The sequence below is a fragment of the Streptococcus gingivalis genome (assembly GCF_035544715.1).
Lineage (GTDB): Bacteria > Bacillota > Bacilli > Lactobacillales > Streptococcaceae > Streptococcus > Streptococcus gingivalis.
On the sequence record NZ_JAYKTO010000001.1, the window covers coordinates 232,683 to 255,326 of the forward strand.

Annotated in this window: 22 protein-coding genes; all 22 read left to right on the forward strand. The window is 44.0% G+C overall.

What is annotated here, in order from left to right; translation table 11 throughout:
• The first annotated feature begins 7 nt into the window (after window positions 1-7).
• Complete coding sequence (locus SM122_RS01075) at window positions 8-937, forward strand: tagatose-6-phosphate kinase (RefSeq protein WP_324737720.1); 930 nt, start codon at window positions 8-10, stop codon at window positions 935-937.
• A gap of 1 nt (window position 938) precedes the next feature.
• Window positions 939-1,919 (forward strand): tagatose-bisphosphate aldolase, encoded by a 981-nt coding sequence (lacD, locus tag SM122_RS01080; RefSeq protein WP_003007720.1) that lies wholly within the window; start codon window positions 939-941, stop codon window positions 1,917-1,919.
• Between the two features lie 451 nt (window positions 1,920-2,370).
• Complete coding sequence (locus SM122_RS01085; RefSeq protein ID WP_023918365.1) at window positions 2,371-3,204, forward strand: PRD domain-containing protein; 834 nt, start codon at window positions 2,371-2,373, stop codon at window positions 3,202-3,204.
• Window positions 3,205-3,238: 34 nt separating this feature from the next.
• Window positions 3,239-3,556, forward strand: coding sequence for a PTS lactose/cellobiose transporter subunit IIA (locus SM122_RS01090; protein ID WP_003007713.1), 318 nt, complete (start codon window positions 3,239-3,241; stop codon window positions 3,554-3,556).
• Window positions 3,556-5,250 carry a lactose-specific PTS transporter subunit EIIC gene (locus tag SM122_RS01095; protein WP_031573630.1) on the forward strand — a complete coding sequence of 565 codons (1,695 nt, stop codon included), beginning with the start codon at window positions 3,556-3,558 and terminating at the stop codon, window positions 5,248-5,250. The genes SM122_RS01090 and SM122_RS01095 overlap by 1 nt, the downstream gene beginning before the upstream one ends.
• A 214-nt stretch (window positions 5,251-5,464) precedes the next feature.
• A complete protein-coding gene (lacG, locus tag SM122_RS01100) occupies window positions 5,465-6,871 on the forward strand; it encodes a 6-phospho-beta-galactosidase (RefSeq protein WP_195326809.1) in 1,407 nt (468 codons plus the stop codon).
• Window positions 6,872-6,998: 127 nt separating this feature from the next.
• Window positions 6,999-7,901 carry a LysR family transcriptional regulator gene (locus tag SM122_RS01105; RefSeq protein WP_003001728.1) on the forward strand — a complete coding sequence of 301 codons (903 nt, stop codon included), beginning with the start codon at window positions 6,999-7,001 and terminating at the stop codon, window positions 7,899-7,901.
• A 3-nt stretch (window positions 7,902-7,904) separates the two neighbouring features.
• Window positions 7,905-8,366, forward strand: coding sequence for a signal peptidase II (gene lspA, locus SM122_RS01110; protein WP_324737721.1), 462 nt, complete (start codon window positions 7,905-7,907; stop codon window positions 8,364-8,366).
• Complete coding sequence (locus SM122_RS01115; protein WP_031573637.1) at window positions 8,356-9,246, forward strand: RluA family pseudouridine synthase; 891 nt, start codon at window positions 8,356-8,358, stop codon at window positions 9,244-9,246. The genes lspA and SM122_RS01115 overlap by 11 nt, the downstream gene beginning before the upstream one ends.
• Window positions 9,247-9,319: 73 nt before the next feature.
• Window positions 9,320-10,429, forward strand: a complete 1,110-nt coding sequence (gene proB, locus SM122_RS01120) for a glutamate 5-kinase (RefSeq protein ID WP_031573640.1) — start codon at window positions 9,320-9,322, stop codon at window positions 10,427-10,429.
• Between the two features lie 10 nt (window positions 10,430-10,439).
• The gene (locus tag SM122_RS01125; protein WP_324737722.1) at window positions 10,440-11,687 is read left to right on the forward strand and encodes a glutamate-5-semialdehyde dehydrogenase; all 1,248 of its coding nucleotides are present in this window, start codon (window positions 10,440-10,442) and stop codon (window positions 11,685-11,687) included.
• Window positions 11,688-11,690: 3 nt separating this feature from the next.
• A complete protein-coding gene (proC, locus tag SM122_RS01130) occupies window positions 11,691-12,491 on the forward strand; it encodes a pyrroline-5-carboxylate reductase (protein ID WP_324737723.1) in 801 nt (266 codons plus the stop codon).
• 116 nt (window positions 12,492-12,607) lie between these two features.
• On the forward strand, window positions 12,608-13,738 hold the full coding sequence (gene hemW / locus SM122_RS01135; protein WP_324737724.1) for a radical SAM family heme chaperone HemW: 1,131 nt from the start codon (window positions 12,608-12,610) through the stop codon (window positions 13,736-13,738).
• 3 nt (window positions 13,739-13,741) lie between these two features.
• Window positions 13,742-14,497, forward strand: a complete 756-nt coding sequence (locus SM122_RS01140) for an acyl-ACP thioesterase domain-containing protein (protein WP_324737725.1) — start codon at window positions 13,742-13,744, stop codon at window positions 14,495-14,497.
• On the forward strand, window positions 14,487-15,173 hold the full coding sequence (locus SM122_RS01145) for a hypothetical protein (RefSeq protein WP_324737726.1): 687 nt from the start codon (window positions 14,487-14,489) through the stop codon (window positions 15,171-15,173). Before SM122_RS01140 ends, SM122_RS01145 begins: the two co-directional genes overlap by 11 nt.
• Window positions 15,174-15,944 (forward strand): TIGR01457 family HAD-type hydrolase, encoded by a 771-nt coding sequence (locus tag SM122_RS01150; protein ID WP_003007693.1) that lies wholly within the window; start codon window positions 15,174-15,176, stop codon window positions 15,942-15,944. It begins immediately after the preceding gene.
• Window positions 15,937-16,557 (forward strand): TIGR01906 family membrane protein, encoded by a 621-nt coding sequence (locus SM122_RS01155; RefSeq protein WP_324737727.1) that lies wholly within the window; start codon window positions 15,937-15,939, stop codon window positions 16,555-16,557. Before SM122_RS01150 ends, SM122_RS01155 begins: the two co-directional genes overlap by 8 nt.
• Window positions 16,554-17,537, forward strand: a complete 984-nt coding sequence (locus SM122_RS01160) for a CPBP family intramembrane glutamic endopeptidase (protein ID WP_287300135.1) — start codon at window positions 16,554-16,556, stop codon at window positions 17,535-17,537. The genes SM122_RS01155 and SM122_RS01160 overlap by 4 nt, the downstream gene beginning before the upstream one ends.
• A gap of 192 nt (window positions 17,538-17,729) precedes the next feature.
• On the forward strand, window positions 17,730-19,565 hold the full coding sequence (uvrC, locus tag SM122_RS01165) for an excinuclease ABC subunit UvrC (protein WP_031573664.1): 1,836 nt from the start codon (window positions 17,730-17,732) through the stop codon (window positions 19,563-19,565).
• Window positions 19,566-19,575: 10 nt separating this feature from the next.
• Complete coding sequence (locus SM122_RS01170; protein ID WP_045759546.1) at window positions 19,576-20,418, forward strand: metallophosphoesterase family protein; 843 nt, start codon at window positions 19,576-19,578, stop codon at window positions 20,416-20,418.
• Between the two features lie 148 nt (window positions 20,419-20,566).
• Window positions 20,567-21,172 carry a nitroreductase family protein gene (locus tag SM122_RS01175; RefSeq protein WP_003001591.1) on the forward strand — a complete coding sequence of 202 codons (606 nt, stop codon included), beginning with the start codon at window positions 20,567-20,569 and terminating at the stop codon, window positions 21,170-21,172.
• Between the two features lie 34 nt (window positions 21,173-21,206).
• Window positions 21,207-22,613, forward strand: coding sequence for a dipeptidase PepV (pepV, locus tag SM122_RS01180; protein ID WP_031573670.1), 1,407 nt, complete (start codon window positions 21,207-21,209; stop codon window positions 22,611-22,613).
• Window positions 22,614-22,644: the final 31 nt, after the last annotated feature.

Genomic DNA, 22,644 nt, shown 5'->3' on the forward strand with positions numbered 1-22,644 from the left:
GTGACGTATGATATTAACGGTCACGATGAACCCTTCGATTGATATTTCTTATCCTTTGGATGTACTCCAGTTGGATACAGTCAATCGTGTGGCTGAGGTGAGTAAGACAGCTGGTGGGAAAGGTCTTAACGTTACTCGTGTACTTTCTGAGATAAAGGATCCAGTGGCAGCGACTGGCCTACTTGGTGGTCGAACGGGGCAATTCATTCTCGATCATTTAGGAGAAGGGATAGAGGAACGTTTCTTTGAAATTGCTGGAGATACACGTAATTGTATCGCCATCCTTCACGAAGGCAAGCAAACAGAAATCTTAGAAAAAGGTCCAACCATTTCTGAGAAAGAAGGGCAAGACTTTCTCGACCATTATCGTCACTTGGTTGACCAAGTAGAGGTTGTTGCCATCTCTGGAAGTCTTCCTGCTGGTTTACCAGTGGACTACTATGCTAGCCTTGTCAAGATTGCAAAGGATGCTGGGAAACCAGTCGTACTCGATTGCTCGGGAGCTTCTTTAGAAGCTGCCATTCAAGAAGCTGTCAAGCCTACGGTCATTAAACCAAACAATGAAGAATTATCACAGTTGTTAGGAAAAGAAGTGAGTAAGAATGTGGAAGATTTAAAAGAAGTTCTTCAGGATTCTCTCTTTGATGGCATCGAGTGGGTAATTGTCTCCCTTGGTGCAAATGGCGCTTTCGCTAAGCATGGGGATGTCTTCTATAAGGTAGATATTCCTAAGATCGATGTCGTCAATCCAGTCGGATCTGGTGATTCGACTGTTGCAGGGATTGCATCTGGTCTCTATCATCATGAGAGTGACGCAGACTTGCTCAAGAAAGCAAATGTTCTTGGAATGTTAAATGCGCAAGAAGCACAAACAGGACATGTCAACATGGGGCACTATGATGCCTTGTATCAACAATTAATCGTAAAAGAGGTATAAAATGGTATTAACAGAACAAAAACGCAACTATTTGGAACGTCTTAGTACAAAAGACGGTGTCATTTCAGCTTTGGCCTTCGACCAACGTGGGGCTTTGAAACGCTTGATGGCCAAATACCAAGACACTGAGCCAACTGTAGCACAAATGGAAGAATTGAAAGTCCTTGTAGCAGATGAATTGACAAAATATGCTTCATCTATGTTGTTGGACCCAGAATATGGTTTGCCAGCTACGAAAGCCTTGGACAAAGATGCTGGTCTCTTACTTGCCTATGAAAAAACAGGTTACGATACATCAAGCACAAAGCGTCTACCAGACTGCCTCAACCTTTGGTCAGCAAAACGCATCAAAGAACAAGGCGCAGATGCTGTGAAATTCTTGCTCTACTATGATGTAGACAGTGCAGATGAACTCAACCAAGAAAAACAAGCTTATATTGAACGCATCGGTTCTGAATGTGCTGCAGAAGATATTCCATTCTTCCTTGAAATCTTGGCTTATGATGAAGGAATTGCAGATGCAACCTCTGCTGAATATGCAAAAGTGAAACCTCGTAAAGTCATTGAAGCTATGAAAGTCTTCTCAGATCCTCGTTTCAATATTGATGTATTGAAAGTAGAAGTTCCAGTTAATGTGAACTTCGTGGAAGGATTTGGAGAAGGAGAAGTTGTCTATAGTCGTGAAGAAGCAGCTGCTTTCTTCAAAGAACAAGAAGAAGCAACCAACCTTCCATACATCTACCTCAGTGCAGGTGTATCAGCTAAGCTCTTCCAAGAAACCTTGGAATTTGCTCATGCATCTGGTGCAAACTTCAACGGTGTTCTTTGTGGACGTGCGACATGGGCAGGTTCAGTAGAAGCTTACATCAAAGATGGAGAAGCAGCTGCTCGTGAATGGCTTCGTACAGAAGGTCGACAAAATATTGAAGAATTGAACGCAGTCTTGGCTAAAGTAGCAACACCTTGGACAGAACGCGTATAAGATTCAAATGATGATTGCCTCCTAAAGCAACAGTTAGAGAGTGGGACAGAAATCGGTCATTCGTTAGAATTCGATTTCGTCGTCCCACCTCCGCACAGTTGAGTAGGGCTGTAAAAGCTGATGAAATCAGCGTAGTAGAGCCCACTCAACCACTGCGTCTTGCTCAACAATCCAAAGACAATTGAGAGGCTAGGACTTTTGTCCCAGCCTCTTCATTATTTCAAGGTCTTGTTTATTTTTTATAAAAAAATGTTTAAAAATTTTCGCTGTAAGGGTTTACAAAACAAAAAGTTTATGATAGAATAAGTTTATAAGTTGAATAGCAGTGAGCGTTACTAAGTTAGATTAGGCGTGACCACAAGTAGACTGAACAATTAGTGTAGGCTAGTTTTTTCGGTTGCTTCGTGGTCATTTTTATTTGCTTTTAACAAATTTTACAAAGGAGAGCCTCATGTATCGTATTATCCATCCAATGAACAATAATGTTGCTTTGGTTCAAAATGAACTACAACAAGAGTTGATTGTTATTGGGAGTGGGATTGCTTTTGGGAAAAAGAAAAATGATCTAGTAGCTGATGATAAGGTCGAAAAAGTATTTCGTTTAAACACGGATGAGTCAAGAGAAAACTTTATGGCCCTTCTAAAGAATGTTCCTCTTGATTTCATTACAACCACTTATGAAGTGATTGATACCTTGTCTAAGAAATATGCCTATCCTGTTCAAGAATATATCTATGTGACATTAACAGATCACATCTTTTGTTCTTACCAGGCAGTTCAACAGGGAAGATATAAATACAGTGACCTTCCTGATGTGTCTGCTATGCATCCGATTCCCTATAAAATCGCAAAAGAAGCGATTGAGATCTTTCGAAAGCGGCTCTTGGATCAATTTCCTGACGATGAAGTGAATCGCATCGCTTATCATTTCATTAATGCACAAGGGGAAATGATTCATGAGCAAGATCCAGATGTTCAGGACCGACAAGTTATTTTGAAAGCTGTAGAAGAAAAACTAGCTCAAAATGGATTGAAACGGAAAGAAGAAAACAGTCATTTCTATGATCGCTTTATGATCCATCTCAATTATTTCCTAGATTCGCTAGATAAGGGAAGAGAAGATCCAGAAGGTTTGAGCGAGATGGAACAACTGATTCAGCTAAGTTATCCAAAGGCTTATGAGATTAGTCATCAAATCTACCAAACCATCGCTGAACAGACAGGAGCCAAGATATCTCCTAATGAAAAAGTCTATTTAGCCCTTCATATTCAACGTCTATTATAAAAATTTTCAAAAGGTATCATAAGGAGGAACCAACATGAATAAAGAAGAAGTCCAATTACTTGGCTTTGAAATTGTCGCTTATGCCGGTGACGCTCGATCAAAATTAGTGGAAGCCTTAAAAGCTGCTGAAAATGGTGATTTTGCTAAAGCAGAATCCTTAGTAGAAGAAGCAGGGTCTTGTATCGCTGAGGCTCACAAATCTCAAACGACCATGCTAGCGCATGAAGCAGCAGGAGAAGAAATCCCCTATAGCATTACCATGATGCATGGTCAAGACCATCTCATGACAACAATCCTATTAAAAGACGTGATTCACCATCTGATTGAACTATATAAAAGAGGAGCGAAATAATGAATAAACTGATTGAACTGATTGAAAAAGGGAAACCTTTCTTTGAAAAGATTTCTCGAAACAAATATTTGCGAGCGATTCGTGATGGTTTCATTGCAGGAATGCCTGTAATCTTATTCTCATCTATCTTCATCCTAATTGCGTATGTACCAAACGCTTGGGGATTCCATTGGTCTAAAGATATTGAAACTTTCTTGATGACTCCATATAGCTATTCTATGGGCATCTTGGCCTTCTTCGTTGGTGGTACAACGGCTAAGGCTTTGACTGATTCAATGAACCGCGACCTTCCAGCAACTAACCAAATCAACTTCATTTCTACAATGTTGGCTTCTATGGTTGGCTTCTTGCTCATGGCTGCTGAACCTGCTAAAGAAGGTGGATTCTTAACAGCCTTCATGGGTACAAAAGGTCTGTTGACAGCCTTCATTGCAGCCTTTGTTACCGTTAATGTTTATAAGGTCTGTGTGAAAAATAATGTGACGATTCGCATGCCAGACGAGGTTCCACCAAATATTTCACAAGTATTTAAAGACCTGATTCCATTTACATTGTCAGTTGTACTCTTGTATGCACTTGAATTAGTTGTGAAAGCAAGCCTTCATGTAACGGTTGCTGAATCAATCGGTACCCTTCTTGCTCCTCTATTCTCAGCAGCAGACGGTTATGTTGGTATTACGATTATTTTCGGTGCCTTTGCATTCTTCTGGTTTATTGGTATCCATGGCCCATCTATCGTTGAGCCTGCGATTGCAGCGATTACTTATGCCAATGCTGAAGTCAACTTGAACCTTCTCCAACAAGGTATGCACGCTGATAAGATCCTTACATCTGGTACACAAATGTTCATCGTCACTATGGGTGGTACAGGAGCAACTCTTGTGGTTCCATTCATGTTTATGTGGTTGTGTAAATCGAAACGAAATCGTGCTATTGGACGCGCTTCAGTAGTTCCTACATTCTTTGGTGTAAACGAACCAATCTTGTTTGGTGCACCGCTTGTTTTGAACCCAATCTTCTTTATCCCATTCATCTTTGCACCAATTGCAAACGTATGGATCTTTAAGTTCTTTATTGAAACACTTGGCATGAACTCATTTACTGCCAACCTTCCATGGACTACACCAGGACCTCTTGGTATTGTTCTTGGTACAAACTTCCAGTTCTTATCATTCGCTCTTGCAGCATTGTTAATTGTAGTAGATATTGTTATCTACTATCCATTCCTCAAGGTTTATGATGAACAAATTCTTGAAGAAGAACGTTCAGGTAAAACTAATGATGAATTAAAAGAAAAGGTAGCTGCAAACTTTAACACTGCAAAAGCAGATGCTATTCTTGAAAAAGCTGGAGTAGATTCAGCACAAAATACAATTACTGAAGAAACAAACGTCCTCGTTCTTTGTGCTGGTGGAGGAACAAGTGGTCTTCTTGCCAATGCTTTGAATAAAGCCGCAGAAGAGTATAAAGTTCCAGTTAAAGCTGCAGCAGGTGGCTATGGAGCCCACCGTGAAATGTTGCCAGAATTTGACCTTGTTATCTTGGCGCCTCAGGTTGCTTCCAACTTCGAAGATATGAAGGCTGAAACAGATAAACTAGGCATCAAATTGGCGAAGACAGAAGGTGCTCAGTACATCAAGTTAACCCGTGATGGAAAAGGTGCTCTAGCCTTTGTTCAAGCTCAATTCGATTAACGATAGGGACTGTGAAACAGTCTCCTATCGTAACGGAAATCGCTATGGCGATTTTCCTAATCGACTTGTTAATTCGTCGGTAAAAATATATCGTTTTTACCTCCTCATGTCACAATTCGGTGGCTTGGTACAAGAAGTGAGATGGAGATGGATGGCTCACTAACTCCTCTCCATCTTGCTTTATTTTTATTTTATGATTGAGAAGGGGAAACTTATGTCAAAAACATTACCTAAAGATTTTATTTTTGGTGGCGCAACTGCAGCTTATCAGGCAGAAGGTGCGACACATACAGACGGTAAAGGACCTGTTGCATGGGATAAATATTTAGCAGACAACTATTGGTATACTGCTGAACCAGCGAGTGATTTCTACCATAAATATCCAGTAGACTTACAGTTGGCGGAAGAATATGGCGTAAACGGAATTCGTATTTCTATTGCTTGGTCACGTATTTTCCCAACTGGCTATGGTGAAGTCAATCCAAAAGGGGTAGAATTCTATCATAAGTTATTTGCAGAATGCCATAAACGTCATGTAGAACCATTCGTAACTCTTCACCACTTTGATACTCCTGAAGCTCTTCACTCAAATGGAGACTTCTTGAATCGTGAAAATATCGAACACTTTGTAGATTATGCTGCTTTCTGTTTTGAAGAATTCCCAGAAGTCAACTACTGGACAACCTTCAATGAAATTGGCCCAATCGGTGATGGTCAATACTTGGTTGGTAAATTCCCACCAGGTATTCAATATGACCTTGCCAAAGTCTTCCAATCTCACCACAATATGATGGTTTCTCATGCACGTGCTGTGAAATTGTACAAAGACAAAGGTTATAAAGGTGAAATCGGGGTTGTTCACGCACTTCCAACTAAGTATCCATTGGATCCTAAAAATCCTGCAGACGTACGTGCTGCTGAGTTGGAAGATATCATCCACAACAAGTTTATCTTGGATGCGACTTACCTCGGACACTATTCAGATGCAACCATGGAAGGGGTAAACCACATTCTTTCAGTTAATGGTGGTAGTCTGGATCTTCGGGACGAAGACTTTGCATCACTTGAAGCAGCTAAAGATTTGAACGACTTCCTTGGAATTAACTACTACATGAGTGATTGGATGGAAGCCTTTGATGGCGAAACAGAAATCATTCATAATGGTAAAGGGGAAAAAGGAAGCTCTAAATACCAAATCAAAGGTGTTGGACGTCGTGTAGCTCCTGACTATGTACCTCGTACTGACTGGGACTGGATCATCTACCCTCAAGGTTTGTATGATCAAATCATGCGTGTCAAGAAAGATTATCCAAATTACAAGAAGATCTACATCACTGAAAACGGACTTGGATACAAAGATGAGTTTGTGGACAATACGGTTTATGACGATGGCCGGATTGATTATGTGAAACAACACTTGGAAGTCTTGTCGGATGCGATTGCAGATGGTGCTAATGTCAAAGGTTACTTCATCTGGTCTCTCATGGACGTCTTCTCTTGGTCTAATGGTTACGAAAAACGCTATGGTCTCTTCTATGTAGACTTTGAAACCCAAGAGCGCTATCCGAAGAAATCGGCTCATTGGTACAAGAAAGTAGCTGAAACTCAAGTGATTGAATAAGTATCAACTGGAACTGTTTTAGTTCCAGTTTTTTTATTTTCACTTGATGAAGGTCTCTTAAACGCATCTCTTCTTTCAGCCCCTAATTTATGGTATAATAGATCGATACTGTAATAAGGAAAATAGAATGAATATACAACAATTACGATATGTAGTGGCGATTGCCAATAGTGGTACTTTTCGTGAGGCTGCTGAAAAAATGTATGTGAGTCAGCCTAGCTTGTCCATTTCCGTCAGAGATCTGGAAAAAGAACTAGGGTTTAAGATTTTTCGTCGGACCAGTTCTGGGACTTTTTTGACCCGTCGGGGAATGGAATTTTATGAAAAAGCGCAGGACGTTGTCAAAGGGTTTGATATTTTTCAAAATCAATACGCCAGTCCCGAAGAAGAGAAGAAAGAATTCTCCATTTCTAGTCAGCACTATGACTTCTTGCCACCTTTGATGACAGAATTCTCAATCCGCTATCCGGAAAATAAAAACTTCCGCATCTTTGAATCAACGACGGTTCAAATTTTGGACGAAGTAGCTCAAGGGCATAGTGAGTTGGGGATTATTTATCTCAACCGTCAAAATACCAAGGGAATTATGCAACGGGTCGATAAATTAGGGCTTGAAGTGGTAGATTTGATTCCTTTTCAGACTCATATTTACCTTCGCAAAGGACACCCTTTGGCTAAGAAGAAAAAACTGGTCATGGAAGATCTAGCTCAGTTGCCAACTGTTCGTTTTACCCAAGAAAAAGATGAGTACCTCTATTATTCAGAGAACTTTGTCGATACCAGCTCGAGCTCCCAAATGTTCAATGTGACCGACCGGGCTACCTTGAATGGAATCTTGGAACGGACAGATGCTTATGCGACGGGATCAGGCTTTTTGGATAGCCAGTCCGTGAATGGCATTACCGTGATTCCTTTGGAAGATAACCTGGACAATAAGATGGTCTATGTCAAACGAGAAGAGATGGATCTCTCTCCTGTAGCAGAGAAGTTTGTCGAGGTCATGGTAGAATATTTTGATCAAAAGAGGTAAGAAATGAAGAGAAAAACAATGGTCCCAGTAGCGATCGTCCTTTTGGTCCTACTGGATCAGCTGGTCAAATGGTATGTAGTGAAGAACATTCCACTGGGTGTCGTCAAGTCTTTTATCCCCCATGTGGTCAGTCTGACTTATCTTCAAAACACAGGGGCAGCTTTTTCGCTTCTTGAAAATCAGCAATGGTTCTTTACCCTCATCACCCTCGTAGTGATGGCGGGTGCCTTTTACTATCTCTATAAGCACCTCAAAGGATCGCTATGGATGGTAATTGGCTTGACCTTGATCATTGCAGGTGGGTTGGGGAATTTTATTGACCGCCTGCGTCAAGGATTTGTAGTCGATATGTTCCACTTGGATTTTATGAATTTTGCCATTTTTAATGTAGCAGATAGTTATTTGACAGTTGGAGTTTTCTTGCTCCTGATCCTGATGTTGAAAGAGGAAACGCATGGAAATTAAAATCGAAGTAGCCGGTGCGCGACTGGATAAGGCTTTGGCGGATTTGACTCCCTTGTCACGAGCTGTGGCCAATGAGCAGATCAAAGAAGGGAAAGTTCTGGTCAATGGGACTGTGAAAAAAGCCAAGTACACGGTCAAAGAAGGGGATATCATCCAGTATGAAGTCCCAGAAGTGGAAGAGGTCAGCTATGAAGCAGAAGATTTGCCCTTAGACATCGTCTATGAGGACCAAGATGTTGTGGTGGTCAATAAACCTCAAGGCATGGTTGTTCACCCAAGTGCGGGTCATACCAGTGGGACATTGGTCAATGCGCTCTTATACCATGTCAAAGACCTTTCAGGGATCAATGGGGAATTGCGTCCAGGGATCGTTCATCGGATTGATAAAGACACGTCAGGCCTCTTGATGGTCGCAAAAAATGACCAAGCTCACGTCGCCTTAGCAGAGGAACTAAAAGACAAAAAATCTCTCCGGAAGTATTGGGCCATTGTCCATGGCAATCTTCCGAACGATCGTGGGATGATTGAAGCACCAATTGGTCGCAGTGAAAAGGACCGGAAAAAACAAGCGGTGACGGCTAAAGGAAAACCTGCAGTGACCCGTTTTCAGGTCTTGGAACGCTTTGGAAATTACACCTTGGTAGAGTTGCAACTGGAGACTGGTCGGACCCACCAAATTCGGGTGCACATGGCCTATATTGGCCATCCAGTAGCTGGAGATCCTGCTTATGGTCCTAAGAAGACACTTAAAGGACAAGGACAGTTTCTTCATGCGCGAACACTCGGTTTTACCCACCCTAGCACAGGCGAGACCTTGGAATTTACAGCAGAAGTGCCAGCGATCTTTGAGAAAACGCTGGAAGACCTTCGAAAAGGATAGTGAAGATGGCTGAATGGAGATTCAGTCACTTTCATTACATACGAAATAAATAGTATTAGAAAGAATCATAGCGATGAAAGCAAAACGAATCGTCTTTAAAGTAGGGACCTCGTCTTTGACCAATCCCGATGGGACACTCTCCAGACAGAAGGTCAAGGTCATTACGCAGCAGTTGGCTCTCTTACATGAATCAGGTCATGAGTTGATCTTGGTCTCATCAGGGGCAGTTGCTGCTGGGTTTGGTGCCCTTGGTTTTAAAAAACGGCCGACCAAGGTGGCAGACAAGCAAGCTTCTGCGGCAGTTGGGCAAGGCTTACTGATGGAAGAATATACAGCTAACCTGCTCTTACGCAACATTGTTTCTGCGCAGATTTTGTTGACCCAGGATGACTTTGCGGATCAGCGTCGCTATAAGAATGCCCACCAGGCCCTTTCTGTCTTGCTTAATCGTGGGGCCATCCCGATTATCAATGAAAACGATACGGTCTCGATTGCTGAGTTAAAAGTAGGAGACAATGATACCTTGAGTGCGCAGGTTGCAGCCATGGTTCAAGCTGATCTTTTGGTGCTGTTGACAGATGTCGATGGTCTCTATACAGCCAATCCTTCTCAGGATCCAACAGCTAAGCGCTTGGATCGAATCGAACACATTTCTCGCGAGATGATCGAGATGGCGGGTGGTGCTGGCAGTAGCAATGGGACTGGCGGTATGCTGACCAAACTCAAGGCAGCGACCCTTGCGACCGAGTCAGGGGTTCCTGTCTATATTTGCTCGTCTCTCAAGTCTGATGCCTTGATCGAAGCAGCGGAAGAGCAAGCAGATGGCAGTTACTTCCTTGCAGAGGACAAGGGCTTAAAAACCCAGAAGCAATGGCTAGCCTTTTATGCAGAAAGCAAAGGTGCTGTTTGGGTGGATGCTGGAGCAGCGCAAGCCCTGTTGGATCATGGAAAGAGTCTATTGATTTCTGGTGTGACCAAGGCAGAAGGAGATTTTTCTTATCACGATATCGTCAGCGTCTATCATCAAGAGACTGGTCAATTACTAGGAAAAGGCAAGGTCCGTCTCGGCCAATCAGCTGTGCGTGATATGCTCCAGTCTAAAAAAGCTAAGGGAATCCTCATCCACCGGGATGATTGGATCTCGGTAACTCCCGAGATTGACCTACTCTTTACAGAATTCTAGAGGAAAACGTATGGGAACAACACAAGAACAATTAGCCTTAGCGAGATCAGCTAAGAAAAGCATCAATACAGCCAGTACCGCTCTTAAAAATCAAGCCTTGGAGGCTATGGCTAGCCAGCTTTTGAAAGCGACGGAAGCCATTTTAGTAGCCAATCAAATCGATATGGAAGCGGCACGCGGGAAGATTTCTGAAGTCATGCTGGATCGCCTCTTTCTTGATCAAGAGCGGATTGTAGGGATGGCACAAGGAATTCGTGCTTTAATAGACCTGCCAGATCCGATTGGGGAAGTGCTGGATACTGAAGTCTTGGAAAATGGTCTTGAAATCCAGAAAGTTCGAGTCGCCATGGGTGTTATTGGCATCATTTATGAAAGTCGACCAAATGTGACGTCGGACGCTGCAGCACTTGCCATCAAGAGTGGAAATGCAGTGGTCCTTCGTACTGGAAAGGATGCCTTTCATTCTGCTCAAGCGATCGTGACAGCCCTCAAGGCTGGATTGGAAGAAGCCGGACTGAATCCAGATCTTCTCCAACTGATCCAAGATACGAGTCGAGCTTCTAGCCTTGCGTTGATGAAGGCTAAGGGCTATCTGGATTTGCTCATTCCGCGTGGTGGTGCTGGCTTGATCCAAGCGGTGGTTGAAAATGCCATTGTCCCCGTGATCGAGACAGGAACTGGGATCGTCCATGTCTATGTGGACAAGGAGGCTGATTTCCAGAAAGCCCTCGCCATTATCGAAAATGCCAAGACTAGTCGGCCGTCTGTCTGCAATGCCATGGAGGTCTTGTTGGTGGATCGAGAGATCGCGTCTGATTTCTTGCCTTTGGTCAAAGACCGTTTAGTGGATGATCGGGAAAGATCCGTTGAGTTGCGCCTAGATGAGCAAGCACAAGCAATCATTTCTGGGACAGCGGCACAGGAACAGGATTTTGATACCGAATTTTTAGATTATATTTTAGCAGTCAAGGTCGTTGATGGAGTCGAGGAAGCGGTGGACCACATTGAAGCTCATAGCACCCATCATTCGGATGCTATTGTGACTGAAAATCCTGAGACAGCCGCTTATTTCACCCAGCAAGTAGATTCAGCAGCGGTTTATGTCAATGCTTCTACACGCTTTACAGACGGGGGACAATTTGGCCTAGGTTGTGAAATGGGGATCTCAACCCAAAAACTCCATGCGCGTGGACCGATGGGACTCCGGGAAATGACCAGTTACAAGTATATCGTCAGTGGAAATGGTCAAGTGAGGTAAGTCATGAAAGTAGCATTTATCGGTCTTGGAAACATGGGTGCTAGTCTAGCCAAAGCAGTCGCAAAAGAAGTGGACGCGCAAGACCTGCTCTTGGTCAATCGTTCTCCTCAAAAGGTGCAAGAGTTTATCAGCCAGTATGGGGGAACGGCGTCTGATCTTGGACAAGTCTTTCAAGAAGCTGAAGTAATCTTTTTAGGGGTCAAACCCTATCAGATCTGCCCTCTTTTAGAAGAGTACCAGGGCATCTTGGCCCAACGCTCTAATCTCTTACTGGTTTCCATGGCTGCAGGTTTGGAACTAGAAAAGATGGCTGACGTGATCCAGAACGACCAGCTAGGACTCATTCGCATCATGCCCAATACGCCTGTGGCCATTGGTCAAGGAGTCATCAGTCTGGCCCGCTCCCAAGCAGTGACAGACCAGCAAGTAGCTCAAGTCAACCAGCTCTTATCAGGAGCAGGGGCCCTCTACGAAATTGAAGAAAAATTGATGGATCCTGCAACGGCTGTCGCAGGCTGTGGACCAGCCTTTGTCTATCAGATGATTGAAGCCATGGCAGATGCAGGAGTAAGCTTGGGACTTTCACGAGAGCAAGCCTTGAAGATGGCTGCCGAGACCTTCCACGGCGCTAGTCAAATGGTCCTAGAGACAGGCGAACATCCAGCCCGCTTGCGAGATGCAGTTTGTAGCCCAGGTGGCTCTACCATCGCAGGAGTCAACCGCTTAGAACAAGTCGGCTTGCGGGGCGACATCATTGCAGGAGTGGAAGCAGCCTACAAACGCACCCAAGAATTGGGAAAATAGACGAAAGAATGAGAACCGAAATGGGTCAACCTGTTTCGGTTTTTTTCTTATTTTGAGCCATCTTTACCCCTATTTTTACCATCAGTTTTAGGCCATTTTATGGTATAATTAAAAGTATGCATACAAAACCAACGTCCGCTTATGTCCACATCCCATTTTGTACCCAGATTTGTTTTTATTGTGATTTTTCGAAGGTTTTTATTAAGAACCAACCGGTCGATGCTTATTTGGATCATTTGATCCAAGAATTTCGTCGGGAAGAAATCACAAATTTACGGACTCTCTATATTGGGGGTGGGACACCGACAGCCTTAACTGCGGATCAGCTAGAGTATCTGCTCAAGGAGCTGACCAAGTCACTTGATCTTTCTCAGATGGAGGAGTTGACCATCGAGGCCAATCCTGGTGATTTGGATCCGGATAAGATTGCTGTTTTGAAGGATTCACCGGTTAATCGGGTTTCTTTGGGCGTACAGACCTTTGATAATCGCTTGCTAAAGAAGATTGGTCGGAGCCATCAGGAGCAGGATATCTATGACAATATCGATCGTCTGAAGCTGGCTGGTTTTGACAATATTTCGATCGACCTCATCTATGCCCTTCCGACGCAAACTATGGAGCAGGTCCAGGAAAATGTCGCTAAGGCTCTTGCCCTCGACATTCCCCATATGAGTCTCTATAGTTTGATTCTGGAGAATCACACGGTCTTTATGAATCGCATGAGACGGGGCAAGCTTCCTCTACCTAAAGAGGAGTTAGAAGCGGAGATGTTTGAATACATCATTCAGGAGTTGGAGCGTGCGGGCTTTGAGCATTACGAAATTTCCAATTTCTCCAAACCTGGTTTTGAAAGTCGCCACAACCTCATGTATTGGGATAATGCGGAGTATTATGGCTTGGGAGCTGGTGCATCCGGCTACGTCAATGGGATCCGCTACAAGAATCATGGGCCTATCCGTCACTATATGCAGGCTGTTGACGAGGGCAATGCGCGTGTCCAAGAAGAACATTTGAGTCAGACTGAAATGATGGAAGAAGAGATGTTTCTGGGACTGCGTAAGAAAACAGGCGTTTCCAAGAAGCGTTTCGAAGAAAAGTTTGGTGTGAATTTTGACCAACAATATGGATCAGTGGTTGAGAAATTGATCCAGCAGGGCCTTTTGGTCCCTGACAAGGACATTGTACGAATGACCAAGAAAGGTCTCTTTTTAGGAGACACTGTAGCAGAGAAGTTTATTTTGGAGTAGAAAATGGCAAAAACATTTGAATACAGCATGAAAATTCCGTTTGATATGAGCGATGTCAATGGATTTATAAAAATTCCGCAATTGATCTTGCTGTCTTTGCAGGTATCAGGCATGCAATCGATTGAGCTGGGCATGAGTGATATGTACATTCTAGAGAATTACAATCTAGTCTGGATTATCACGGATTACAATATGAAGATCGAGCGTCTCCCTGTTTTTGATGAGAAAATCACTATTGAAACCTATGCCAAGAGTCACAATCGACTTTTCTGCTACCGGGCCTTTAATATCAAGGATGAAGCAGGAAATACTATCATTGAGATGGTCGCGACCTTTGTCTTGATGGATCGTGATACACGCAAGGTTCATCCTGTTATGAGTGAAATCACGGATGCCTTTGACTCAGAGTTTTCAAAAACCATGCTCCGTGGTCCACGTTTTAAGGAATTAGAAGGGGGCGTAGAACAAGAATACCGGGTTCGTTTTTACGACTTGGATATGAACGGACATGTCAACAATAGCAAGTACTTGGACTGGGTTTTTGAGGTGATGGGAGCAGACTTCTTGACCCATCATGTCCCTAAAAAAGTTCATCTGAAATATGTCAAAGAAGTGCTAGCAGGAGGTCTCATCACCTCTCAATATGAACAAGAGGGCTTGAAAACTCAGCACCAAATTACTTCAGATGATCAGATCAATGCCCAGGCTGAAATTGAGTGGGAAGAAGTAGAAGAAAAGGGTTGGACTTATGGAAAGTAGAAGATTAAAAAATAAAAAACAGGAGCTTGAAAGCTATCAAAAACGGGTTGTGGCCTATGCCAAGCGTCAAAAGAACCCTTTGTACATGTTGGGAGATTGGCTCTTGACTCTTTGTGCTTTGGTCATCATCCTGGTAGAGGAAATTTATAAATTTTTCCGCTATCGCTTGAATTTAGAGAGTTTTAGTCGTTTCTTGAAAGAAGATGTGCGCTGGTATCGGGTCTGGATCCATTTCACCTTGGCCTTTCTTTTACCGGTCATGATTTTCTCGATTGGGATTACTAGCCAATCAGGATCCTTCTGGTCCAATTTCTATCATCGTTTGTCTCAAGGCGTGCTCTTTAGCACAACTGTCAGCCTCGCTGCGACCTTAGTGACGGATTTTGTGGAGAATTTGCAACCAGAAACCAAGTCAGACGGCCGGAACCGGAGCACCAAACGCACGGTTTATCAAATCAGTGTTGACCAAGCGACGGTCATTGGTCTCTTATTGACCATTGTGATTCTCATGGTGGCTTCCTTCTTGTTTACCCAATCAGGAAGTCAAGGGATCAATTTTACAGGGTTGATTTTACAATTTGTCCTCTATGCTGGAGCCTTGCTCTTGTATGGATCTGGTGGACGAGTCGATACAGAGAAGTTGTATGAAAAAGCTGAAACAGAAAGGGAAGAATAAATGCACTATAAGGGCTATTTGATTGATTTGGATGGCACTATTTACAAAGGAAAATCACGAATTCCTGCAGGAGAAGCTTTTGTTCATGAACTGCAGGCGCGTGAGATTCCCTATCTCTTTGTGACCAACAATACAACCCGCACACCAGAGACTGTTCGGGATATGCTGGCCACTCATTTCAATATTGAAACCCCAGTTTCGACTATCTATACAGCTACCCTTGCGACCATTGACTACATGAATGACCAAAATTTGGGCAAAAAGGTCTATGTGATCGGCGAAGCGGGGCTCAAAGATGCCATCGAAGAAGCTGGTTATGTCATGGATGAAGAAGCACCTGATTATGTTGTCATTGGCCTCGATTGGCAAGTCGACTATGAGAAGTTTGCTATTGCGACCTTGGCGATTCAAAAGGGAGCGCACTTTATCGGGACTAACCCTGACCTCAACATTCCAACAGAGCGTGGCTTGCTGCCAGGTGCAGGATCCTTGATTGCGCTTGTTGAAGCAGCGACACGGGTCGAGCCTGTGATCATTGGCAAACCAAAGTCCATCATCATGGACAAGGCCATTGAACACCTGGGTCTTGCAAGAGAAGAAGTGGTTATGGTTGGCGACAACTACCTAACAGATATTCGTGCAGGTATTGACAATGGGATTCCAACCCTTTTGGTGACGACAGGTTTTACCAAACCAGAAGAAGTGTCAACCTTACCAATCGCACCGACACATGTTGTTGCCAGTCTAGCGGAGTGGGATTTTGATGCTTAAAAGTCTGAAATCAATTAACCTATTTTTCTTTATCTTGTCAGCTGCAATCTTTCTTACCATTGCTCTCGCTTGGGCCCTCTATCCACTGGAGATCCATTGGTTGGGAATCCAGGGTCGAACTGGTTTTTCGGCTTCTGTCATCATGAAGAATATTAATGTCTTGATGAACTATTTGACCAATCCTTTTCAATGGGTGTTGAAGATGCCCCAATTTCCTTCTTCAAAAAATGGACTGCACCATTTTGAGGCCGTCAAGTACCTATTTCACTTAGTGACGGTCGTTTTCGTGATCACACTACCTGGTTTTATCCAGTTTATGCGGACAGTCGTCAAAAATGGCTACCTGGCCCTGTACCGTAGTCTCTTCTTTTGGATGATGGTTTTACCAGTAGTGCTTGCAGTGATGACTGTTATAATTGGCTTTGATCAATTCTTTACTCTCTTTCATCAAGTCTTATTTGCTGGGGACAATACTTGGCTCTTTGATCCGCGCGTGGATTCGATTATTCTTGCATTACCAGAAGACTACTTTATGCATGCCTTTTTGATTTTCTTTGTCTTATGCGAAGGAGTCTGTGCGTGTTTTTATCTATTTTCTAGGAGGAAGAAATGAACCAATACAACCGATTATTAGACCCTAAAAAAGATATAGGAAGGTATTCTGGGACACTTGCTATTTATCTCTTGGTAATGACCTTGGTAACCGTCCTGTGGGAAGTCCTCCTTGGATTGACCATAGCAGGCTCTCTCAGAAAAGATCCAAGTCAAGTAACAGAGAAACTCAATGCCCTGAATGTTTGGGCTGGTATTCCCTACCTCATCTCTATTTCCATTGGACTCTTTCTCTTTAATGCCTATCGCAAGAAGGCCCTTTATAAATATGATCTCAAGCACAAGGGACGTAAGATGACTCTTTCAGTCTTCTTTATTCTTCTCGCCTTTCTTGGCTTTTCTCAAGTCTTTTCATCTGTGATGACACAAATGATTGAGCGCATGTTTGAGACCATTGGCCTTCATTCTCCAACACCCGATCTAGGTGATACGATTGAGCGATCATGGACTATGCTCTTGTATGCTGGCTTTTTTGGTCCAATCACAGAGGAATTCTTCTTCCGTGGGGCAGGCTTGCGTGGCTTGGAACGGTATGGCAAGGTCTTTGCCATTGTCATGACGGCTATCTTGTTTGGTCTCTTCCATGCCAATTTTGATCAGCTCTTTTTCGCGAGTATCATTGGTCTAGGTTTCGGCTACATTGCCTTTGAATACAATATCTGGTGGGCTATTTTCTATCACATTTTCAATAATTTTGTGATTTCCCAAGGCTTGCATTATGTGGCCTATCATGTGGACGAGGGGCTAGCGAATTGGCTCCAAATTGGTGTTTTAGCTATTGGTTCCATTGTCATGATAGTGGTTCTTGCGACTAAATGGCCAGCTATCAAGGCTTATATTCAAGCCAATAAACCTCAACCGGGAGTTTTCCAGCGTGCCCTCGCGTCCTTCTGGTTCTGGTTCTTCGTGTTATTTACTATCCTGATGTCTATTGTTCCTTATGTGATTCCGTTCTTCCAGATGGCTAATCTCAAAGGATAAGTATTATCAAAGGGGGGATTCTTTTAGATCCCTCTTTTTTGCTATGAAAAAGGGCAAGTGAAGATGAAGGAGTGAGGATGAGGGTCTGATATACTATTTAATAATTATTTTTTACTTGGTGAAGGTGGATAACAATAATACAAACATACTAGAGAGAGGCTAACCCCTCTCTTTTTTGCTATAATAGAGAGTATGAATAACTTGATTAAATCCAAGCTCGAGCTCTTGCCGACGAGCCCGGGCTGTTACATTCACAAAGACAAGAACGGAACCATCATCTATGTGGGTAAGGCCAAAAATCTTCGCAATCGGGTGAGGTCCTATTTCAGAGGGAGCCATGATACTAAGACGGAAGCGCTGGTATCTGAGATTGTGGATTTTGAATTTATCGTCACCGAGTCCAATATTGAGGCCTTGCTTCTTGAGATCAACCTGATCAAGGAGAACAAGCCCAAGTACAATATCATGCTCAAGGACGACAAGTCCTATCCCTTCATCAAGATTACCAATGAGCGTTATCCGCGCCTCATCATCACGCGCCAGGTCAAAAAGGATGGTGGTCTCTATTTTGGTCCCTATCCAGATGTGGGAGCGGCCAATGAGATCAAGAGGCTTTTGGATCGGATTTTCCCATTCCGCAAGTGTACCAATCCGCCTTCCAAGGTCTGCTTTTACTACCATTTAGGGCAATGTATGGCCCACACAGTATGCCACAAGGACGAGTCCTATTTCAAGGGCATGGCCCAGGAGGTTTCTGATTTCCTCAAGGGGCAGGATGATAAGATTATCGATGAGCTCAAGCTCAAGATGAATACTGCTGCGCAAAACATGGAATTTGAGCGGGCAGCCGAGTACCGCGATCTGATCCAGGCCATCGGGACCCTGCGGACCAAACAGCGGGTCATGGCTAAGGATTTGCAGAACCGGGATGTCTTTGGCTACTACGTGGACAAGGGCTGGATGTGTGTGCAGGTCTTCTTTGTCCGTCAGGGCAAGCTGATCGAGCGTGACGTCAACCTCTTTCCCTACTACAATGATCCGGACGAGGATTTCTTGACCTATGTGGGGCAGTTTTACCAGGAGAAATCTCACCTGATCCCCAATGAAATCCTGATCCCTCAAGATATCGATGAGGAAGCGGTCAAGGCCCTAGTGGATACCAAGGTCCTCAAGCCCCAGCGTGGGGAGAAGAAGCAGTTGGTCAATCTGGCCATCAAGAATGCGCGTGTCAGTCTGGAGCAGAAGTTCAATCTTCTTGAAAAATCCATGGAAAAGACCCAAGGTGCCATTGAAAATCTTGGAAAACTCCTGCAAATTCCAACTCCTGTGCGCATTGAGTCCTTTGACAACTCCAACATCATGGGGACCAGTCCAGTTTCAGCCATGGTGGTCTTTGTCAATGGGAAGCCAAGCAAAAAGGACTACCGCAAGTACAAGATCAAGACCGTCGTCGGACCAGATGACTATGCCAGCATGCGGGAGGTCATTCGCAGACGCTACAGCCGGGTTATGCGGGATGGCCTGACGCCACCTGATCTGATCGTTATCGATGGTGGTCAGGGCCAGGTTAATATCGCTAAACAGGTGATCCAAGAAGAGTTAGGGCTGGATATTCCCATTGCAGGCCTACAAAAGAATGACAAGCACCAGACCCATGAATTGCTCTTTGGCGATCCTCTCCAAATTATTGAACTTTCGCGCACCTCACAGGAATTTTTCCTCCTCCAACGGATCCAGGATGAGGTCCACCGTTTCGCCATCACCTTCCACCGCCAGCTTCGGTCTAAGAATTCCTTCTCCTCCCAGCTGGATGGGATCGAAGGCTTGGGACCAAAACGCAAGCAATTGCTGATGAAGCACTTCAAGTCGCTGACCAAGATCAAAGAAGCTACTGTAGATGAGATTGTCACGGTTGGCATCCCACGAGCAGTCGCGGAGGCAGTGCAAGCCAAGCTCCATCAAGGAAAGCAAGAAGAAGCAAGTCCCTTGATGGAAGTTGCGGAGGATTCTGAATCATACCAATCATAAGGAGTTTAAAATGAACCATCGAATCGCTATTTTATCTGATATCCACGGAGATACGACAGCCCTGGAGGCAGTGATTGGGGATGCGCGTGCTCAAGGCGCGACAGAATACTGGCTTTTAGGGGACATTTTGCTTCCTGGGCCTGGAAGAGATGACCTTTTTGAGTTGCTGGATGCGATTCCGATCACAGCGGCTGTTCGGGGAAATTGGGACGATTGTCTCTTAGAAGCCTTGGATGGCGAGTACGGACTTGAGGATCCGCAGGAGATCCAACTCCTTCGCCTCACTCAGTACCTTATGGAAGGACTGGATCCTAAGCGAATTGATTGGCTTCGATCCCTTCCATTGGTAGAGAAGAAGGAGGTCAATGGCATTCGCTTTTCACTGACCCACAATTTGCCAGAAAAGAATTATGGTGGGGATTTGCGTCCAGCTAATGCGACGGAGAACTTTGACCAATTGCTGGATGACCAGACGGATCTGGCGATCTACGGTCATGTCCACAAGCAGTTGCTTCGCTATGGCAGCCAGGGTCAGCAGATCCTCAATCCGGGGACTATTGGCATGCCTTATTTTGACTGGGAACCAATTCAAAACCACAGAGCTCAGTATGCGCTAATCGATGTCGAAGCAGATGGGGTGACCAACCTGCAATTTCGTAAGGTGGCCTATGACTATGAAGCAGAGCTCCAAGATGCCAAGGACAAGGGCCTCCCCTTTATTGAGATGTACGAAGAATTGAGACGCGAGGATAACTATCGGGGCCATAACATCGAGCTTCTAACTAGCTTAATTGAGAAATACGGTTATGCCAAAGAAGTAGCTGCCTATTTCAATCTTTCTAATGAATCATAGATGGGTCTCTTATGTATTCAACCTATAACAAAGAAGCGGATCTTCAAAATGTCTGCTTCTTTTTTCACAATCTTAGGCTGTAAAACCCTGCAAGCTCTTTCATTTTGTGTTAAAATAGAGGTAACAGAAATAGAAAAGGAAGAAGCTTATGAAATTTCTAGAGCTCAATAAAAAACGCCATGCGATCAAGCATTTCACTGACCAACCGGTCGATCCAAAGGATGTACGGACTGCTATTGAGATCGCAACCTTGGCCCCTAGTGCCCACAATAGCCAGCCTTGGAAATTTGTGGTCGTTCGTCAAAAAAATGCTGAATTGGCAAAATTAGCCTATGGTGCAAACTACGATCAAGTCATGGAAGCACCTGTGACCATCGCCCTCTTTACAGATACTGATTTGCAAAAACGGGCTCGCAAGATTGCGCGTGTCGGTGGGGTGAAAAACTTCACAGACGAACAGTTGCAATACTTTATGCAAAATCTTCCTGCTGAATTTGCGCGCTATGATGCCCAACAAACAAGTGATTACTTGGCTTTGAATGCTGGTCTTGTGGCCATGAACTTGGTACTTGCTTTGACAGACCAAGGCATTGGAACCAATATTATCTTGGGATTTGATAAATCGAAAATCAATGAAGTCTTGGATATCGAAGAGCGTTTCCGTCCGGAAGTCTTGATTACGGTTGGCTATGCGGCTGAAAAAGTAGAGCCAAGCTATCGCTTACCAGTAGACGAAATCATTGATAAACGCTAAGCCAATTAGCAAATAGAAGATCGAGGAGGAATTCATGACAACAGTTGACTTTAAAGCAGAAGTAGAAAAACGTCGCGATGAGATGATGGCTGACTTATACAGCCTCTTGGAAATCAATTCTGAACGCGATGACAGCAAGGCAGATGCAGAGCATCCTTTTGGACCTGGTCCTGTAAAAGCTCTTGAAAAATTCTTGGAAATTGCCAAACGTGATGGCTATGAAACCAAGAATGTCGATAATTATGCCGGTCACTTTACCTTTGGTGAAGGAGAAGAAGAGCTTGGGATCTTTGCTCATATGGACGTCGTGCCTGCAGGTAGTGGTTGGAAGACGGATCCCTACAAACCAGAAATTATCGATGGCAAGCTCTATGCGCGTGGTTCGTCTGATGATAAAGGGCCTACAATGGCCTGCTACTATGGTTTGAAGATCATTAAAGACCTAGGACTCCCTGTTTCTAAGCGCGTGCGCTTTGTTGTCGGTACGGATGAAGAATCAGGCTGGGGCGACATGGATTACTATTTCAAACACGTCGGACTTCCTGAGCCAGATTTTGGCTTCTCACCAGATGCGGAATTCCCAATCATCAATGGGGAAAAAGGAAACATCACTGAGTACCTTCATTTTGGAAATGACAACACAGGAAGTGCCCATCTTCATAGCTTTACAGGCGGCCTTCGTGAAAACATGGTACCAGAGTCAGCGACTGCAGTCGTTTCTGGACAACTACCAGATCTTGCTGGCCTCTTAGATGCCTTTGCCAAGGAACACCAGCTCAAGTATGAAATCTCAACTGTTGACGAAAAAACCTATACCGTTACGATTGTCGGGAAATCTGCTCATGGATCAACTCCTGAAGATGGGATCAATGGTGCAACCTACTTGGCTCTCTTGTTGAACCAATTTGATTTTGGTGGTGCTGCTAAGGCTTACCTTCATGTGACAGCTTCACTTCTTCACGAAGATTTTGCAGGTGAAAAATTAGGAATTGCCCATACAGATGCCAAAATGGGACCATTGAGTATGAATGCAGGTGTCTTCCATTTTGATGACAGCCAAGCAGACAACACTATTGCCCTCAATATCCGTTACCCTCAAGGTACAGATCCTGAAACTATCAAAGCTATCCTTGAAAAGATCGAAGGAGTGGCTACAGTAAGCTTGTCAGCCCATGGTCACACACCTCACTATGTTCCGATGGATGATGAATTGGTATCCACCCTCTTGCGTGTTTACGAAAAACAAACTGGCCTCAAAGGACATGAACAAGTGATCGGTGGTGGTACCTTTGGTCGTCTCTTGAAACGTGGCGTTGCCTTTGGTGCTATGTTCCCAGACTATGTCAATACTATGCACCAAGCTAATGAGTTCGCAGATGTTGAAGATCTCTATCGTGCAGCAGCTATTTACGCAGAAGCCATCTATGAACTAATCAAATAATCCACTACTCGGCCAGTTTTTCTGGCTGAGT

Excerpts from the sequence above, each read along its gene's own strand:
- SM122_RS01155 (WP_324737727.1), top strand. The coding sequence starts at position 15,937 with ATGCTTAAAAGTCTGAAATCAATTAACCTATTTTTCTTTATCTTGTCA.
- SM122_RS01170 (WP_045759546.1), top strand. The coding sequence starts at position 19,576 with ATGAACCATCGAATCGCTATTTTATCTGATATCCACGGAGATACGACA.
- lacD (WP_003007720.1), top strand. The coding sequence starts at position 939 with ATGGTATTAACAGAACAAAAACGCAACTATTTGGAACGTCTTAGTACA.
- uvrC (WP_031573664.1), top strand. The coding sequence starts at position 17,730 with ATGAATAACTTGATTAAATCCAAGCTCGAGCTCTTGCCGACGAGCCCG.
- SM122_RS01115 (WP_031573637.1), top strand. The coding sequence starts at position 8,356 with ATGGAAATTAAAATCGAAGTAGCCGGTGCGCGACTGGATAAGGCTTTG.
- lspA (WP_324737721.1), top strand. The coding sequence starts at position 7,905 with ATGAAGAGAAAAACAATGGTCCCAGTAGCGATCGTCCTTTTGGTCCTA.
- SM122_RS01175 (WP_003001591.1), top strand. The coding sequence starts at position 20,567 with ATGAAATTTCTAGAGCTCAATAAAAAACGCCATGCGATCAAGCATTTC.
- SM122_RS01085 (WP_023918365.1), top strand. The coding sequence starts at position 2,371 with ATGTATCGTATTATCCATCCAATGAACAATAATGTTGCTTTGGTTCAA.
- SM122_RS01160 (WP_287300135.1), top strand. The coding sequence starts at position 16,554 with ATGAACCAATACAACCGATTATTAGACCCTAAAAAAGATATAGGAAGG.
- proC (WP_324737723.1), top strand. The coding sequence starts at position 11,691 with ATGAAAGTAGCATTTATCGGTCTTGGAAACATGGGTGCTAGTCTAGCC.
- SM122_RS01125 (WP_324737722.1), top strand. The coding sequence starts at position 10,440 with ATGGGAACAACACAAGAACAATTAGCCTTAGCGAGATCAGCTAAGAAA.
- SM122_RS01095 (WP_031573630.1), top strand. The coding sequence starts at position 3,556 with ATGAATAAACTGATTGAACTGATTGAAAAAGGGAAACCTTTCTTTGAA.
- SM122_RS01090 (WP_003007713.1), top strand. The coding sequence starts at position 3,239 with ATGAATAAAGAAGAAGTCCAATTACTTGGCTTTGAAATTGTCGCTTAT.
- lacG (WP_195326809.1), top strand. The coding sequence starts at position 5,465 with ATGTCAAAAACATTACCTAAAGATTTTATTTTTGGTGGCGCAACTGCA.
- SM122_RS01105 (WP_003001728.1), top strand. The coding sequence starts at position 6,999 with ATGAATATACAACAATTACGATATGTAGTGGCGATTGCCAATAGTGGT.
- SM122_RS01145 (WP_324737726.1), top strand. The coding sequence starts at position 14,487 with ATGGAAAGTAGAAGATTAAAAAATAAAAAACAGGAGCTTGAAAGCTAT.
- SM122_RS01140 (WP_324737725.1), top strand. The coding sequence starts at position 13,742 with ATGGCAAAAACATTTGAATACAGCATGAAAATTCCGTTTGATATGAGC.
- hemW (WP_324737724.1), top strand. The coding sequence starts at position 12,608 with ATGCATACAAAACCAACGTCCGCTTATGTCCACATCCCATTTTGTACC.
- SM122_RS01150 (WP_003007693.1), top strand. The coding sequence starts at position 15,174 with ATGCACTATAAGGGCTATTTGATTGATTTGGATGGCACTATTTACAAA.
- proB (WP_031573640.1), top strand. The coding sequence starts at position 9,320 with ATGAAAGCAAAACGAATCGTCTTTAAAGTAGGGACCTCGTCTTTGACC.
- pepV (WP_031573670.1), top strand. The coding sequence starts at position 21,207 with ATGACAACAGTTGACTTTAAAGCAGAAGTAGAAAAACGTCGCGATGAG.
- SM122_RS01075 (WP_324737720.1), top strand. The coding sequence starts at position 8 with ATGATATTAACGGTCACGATGAACCCTTCGATTGATATTTCTTATCCT.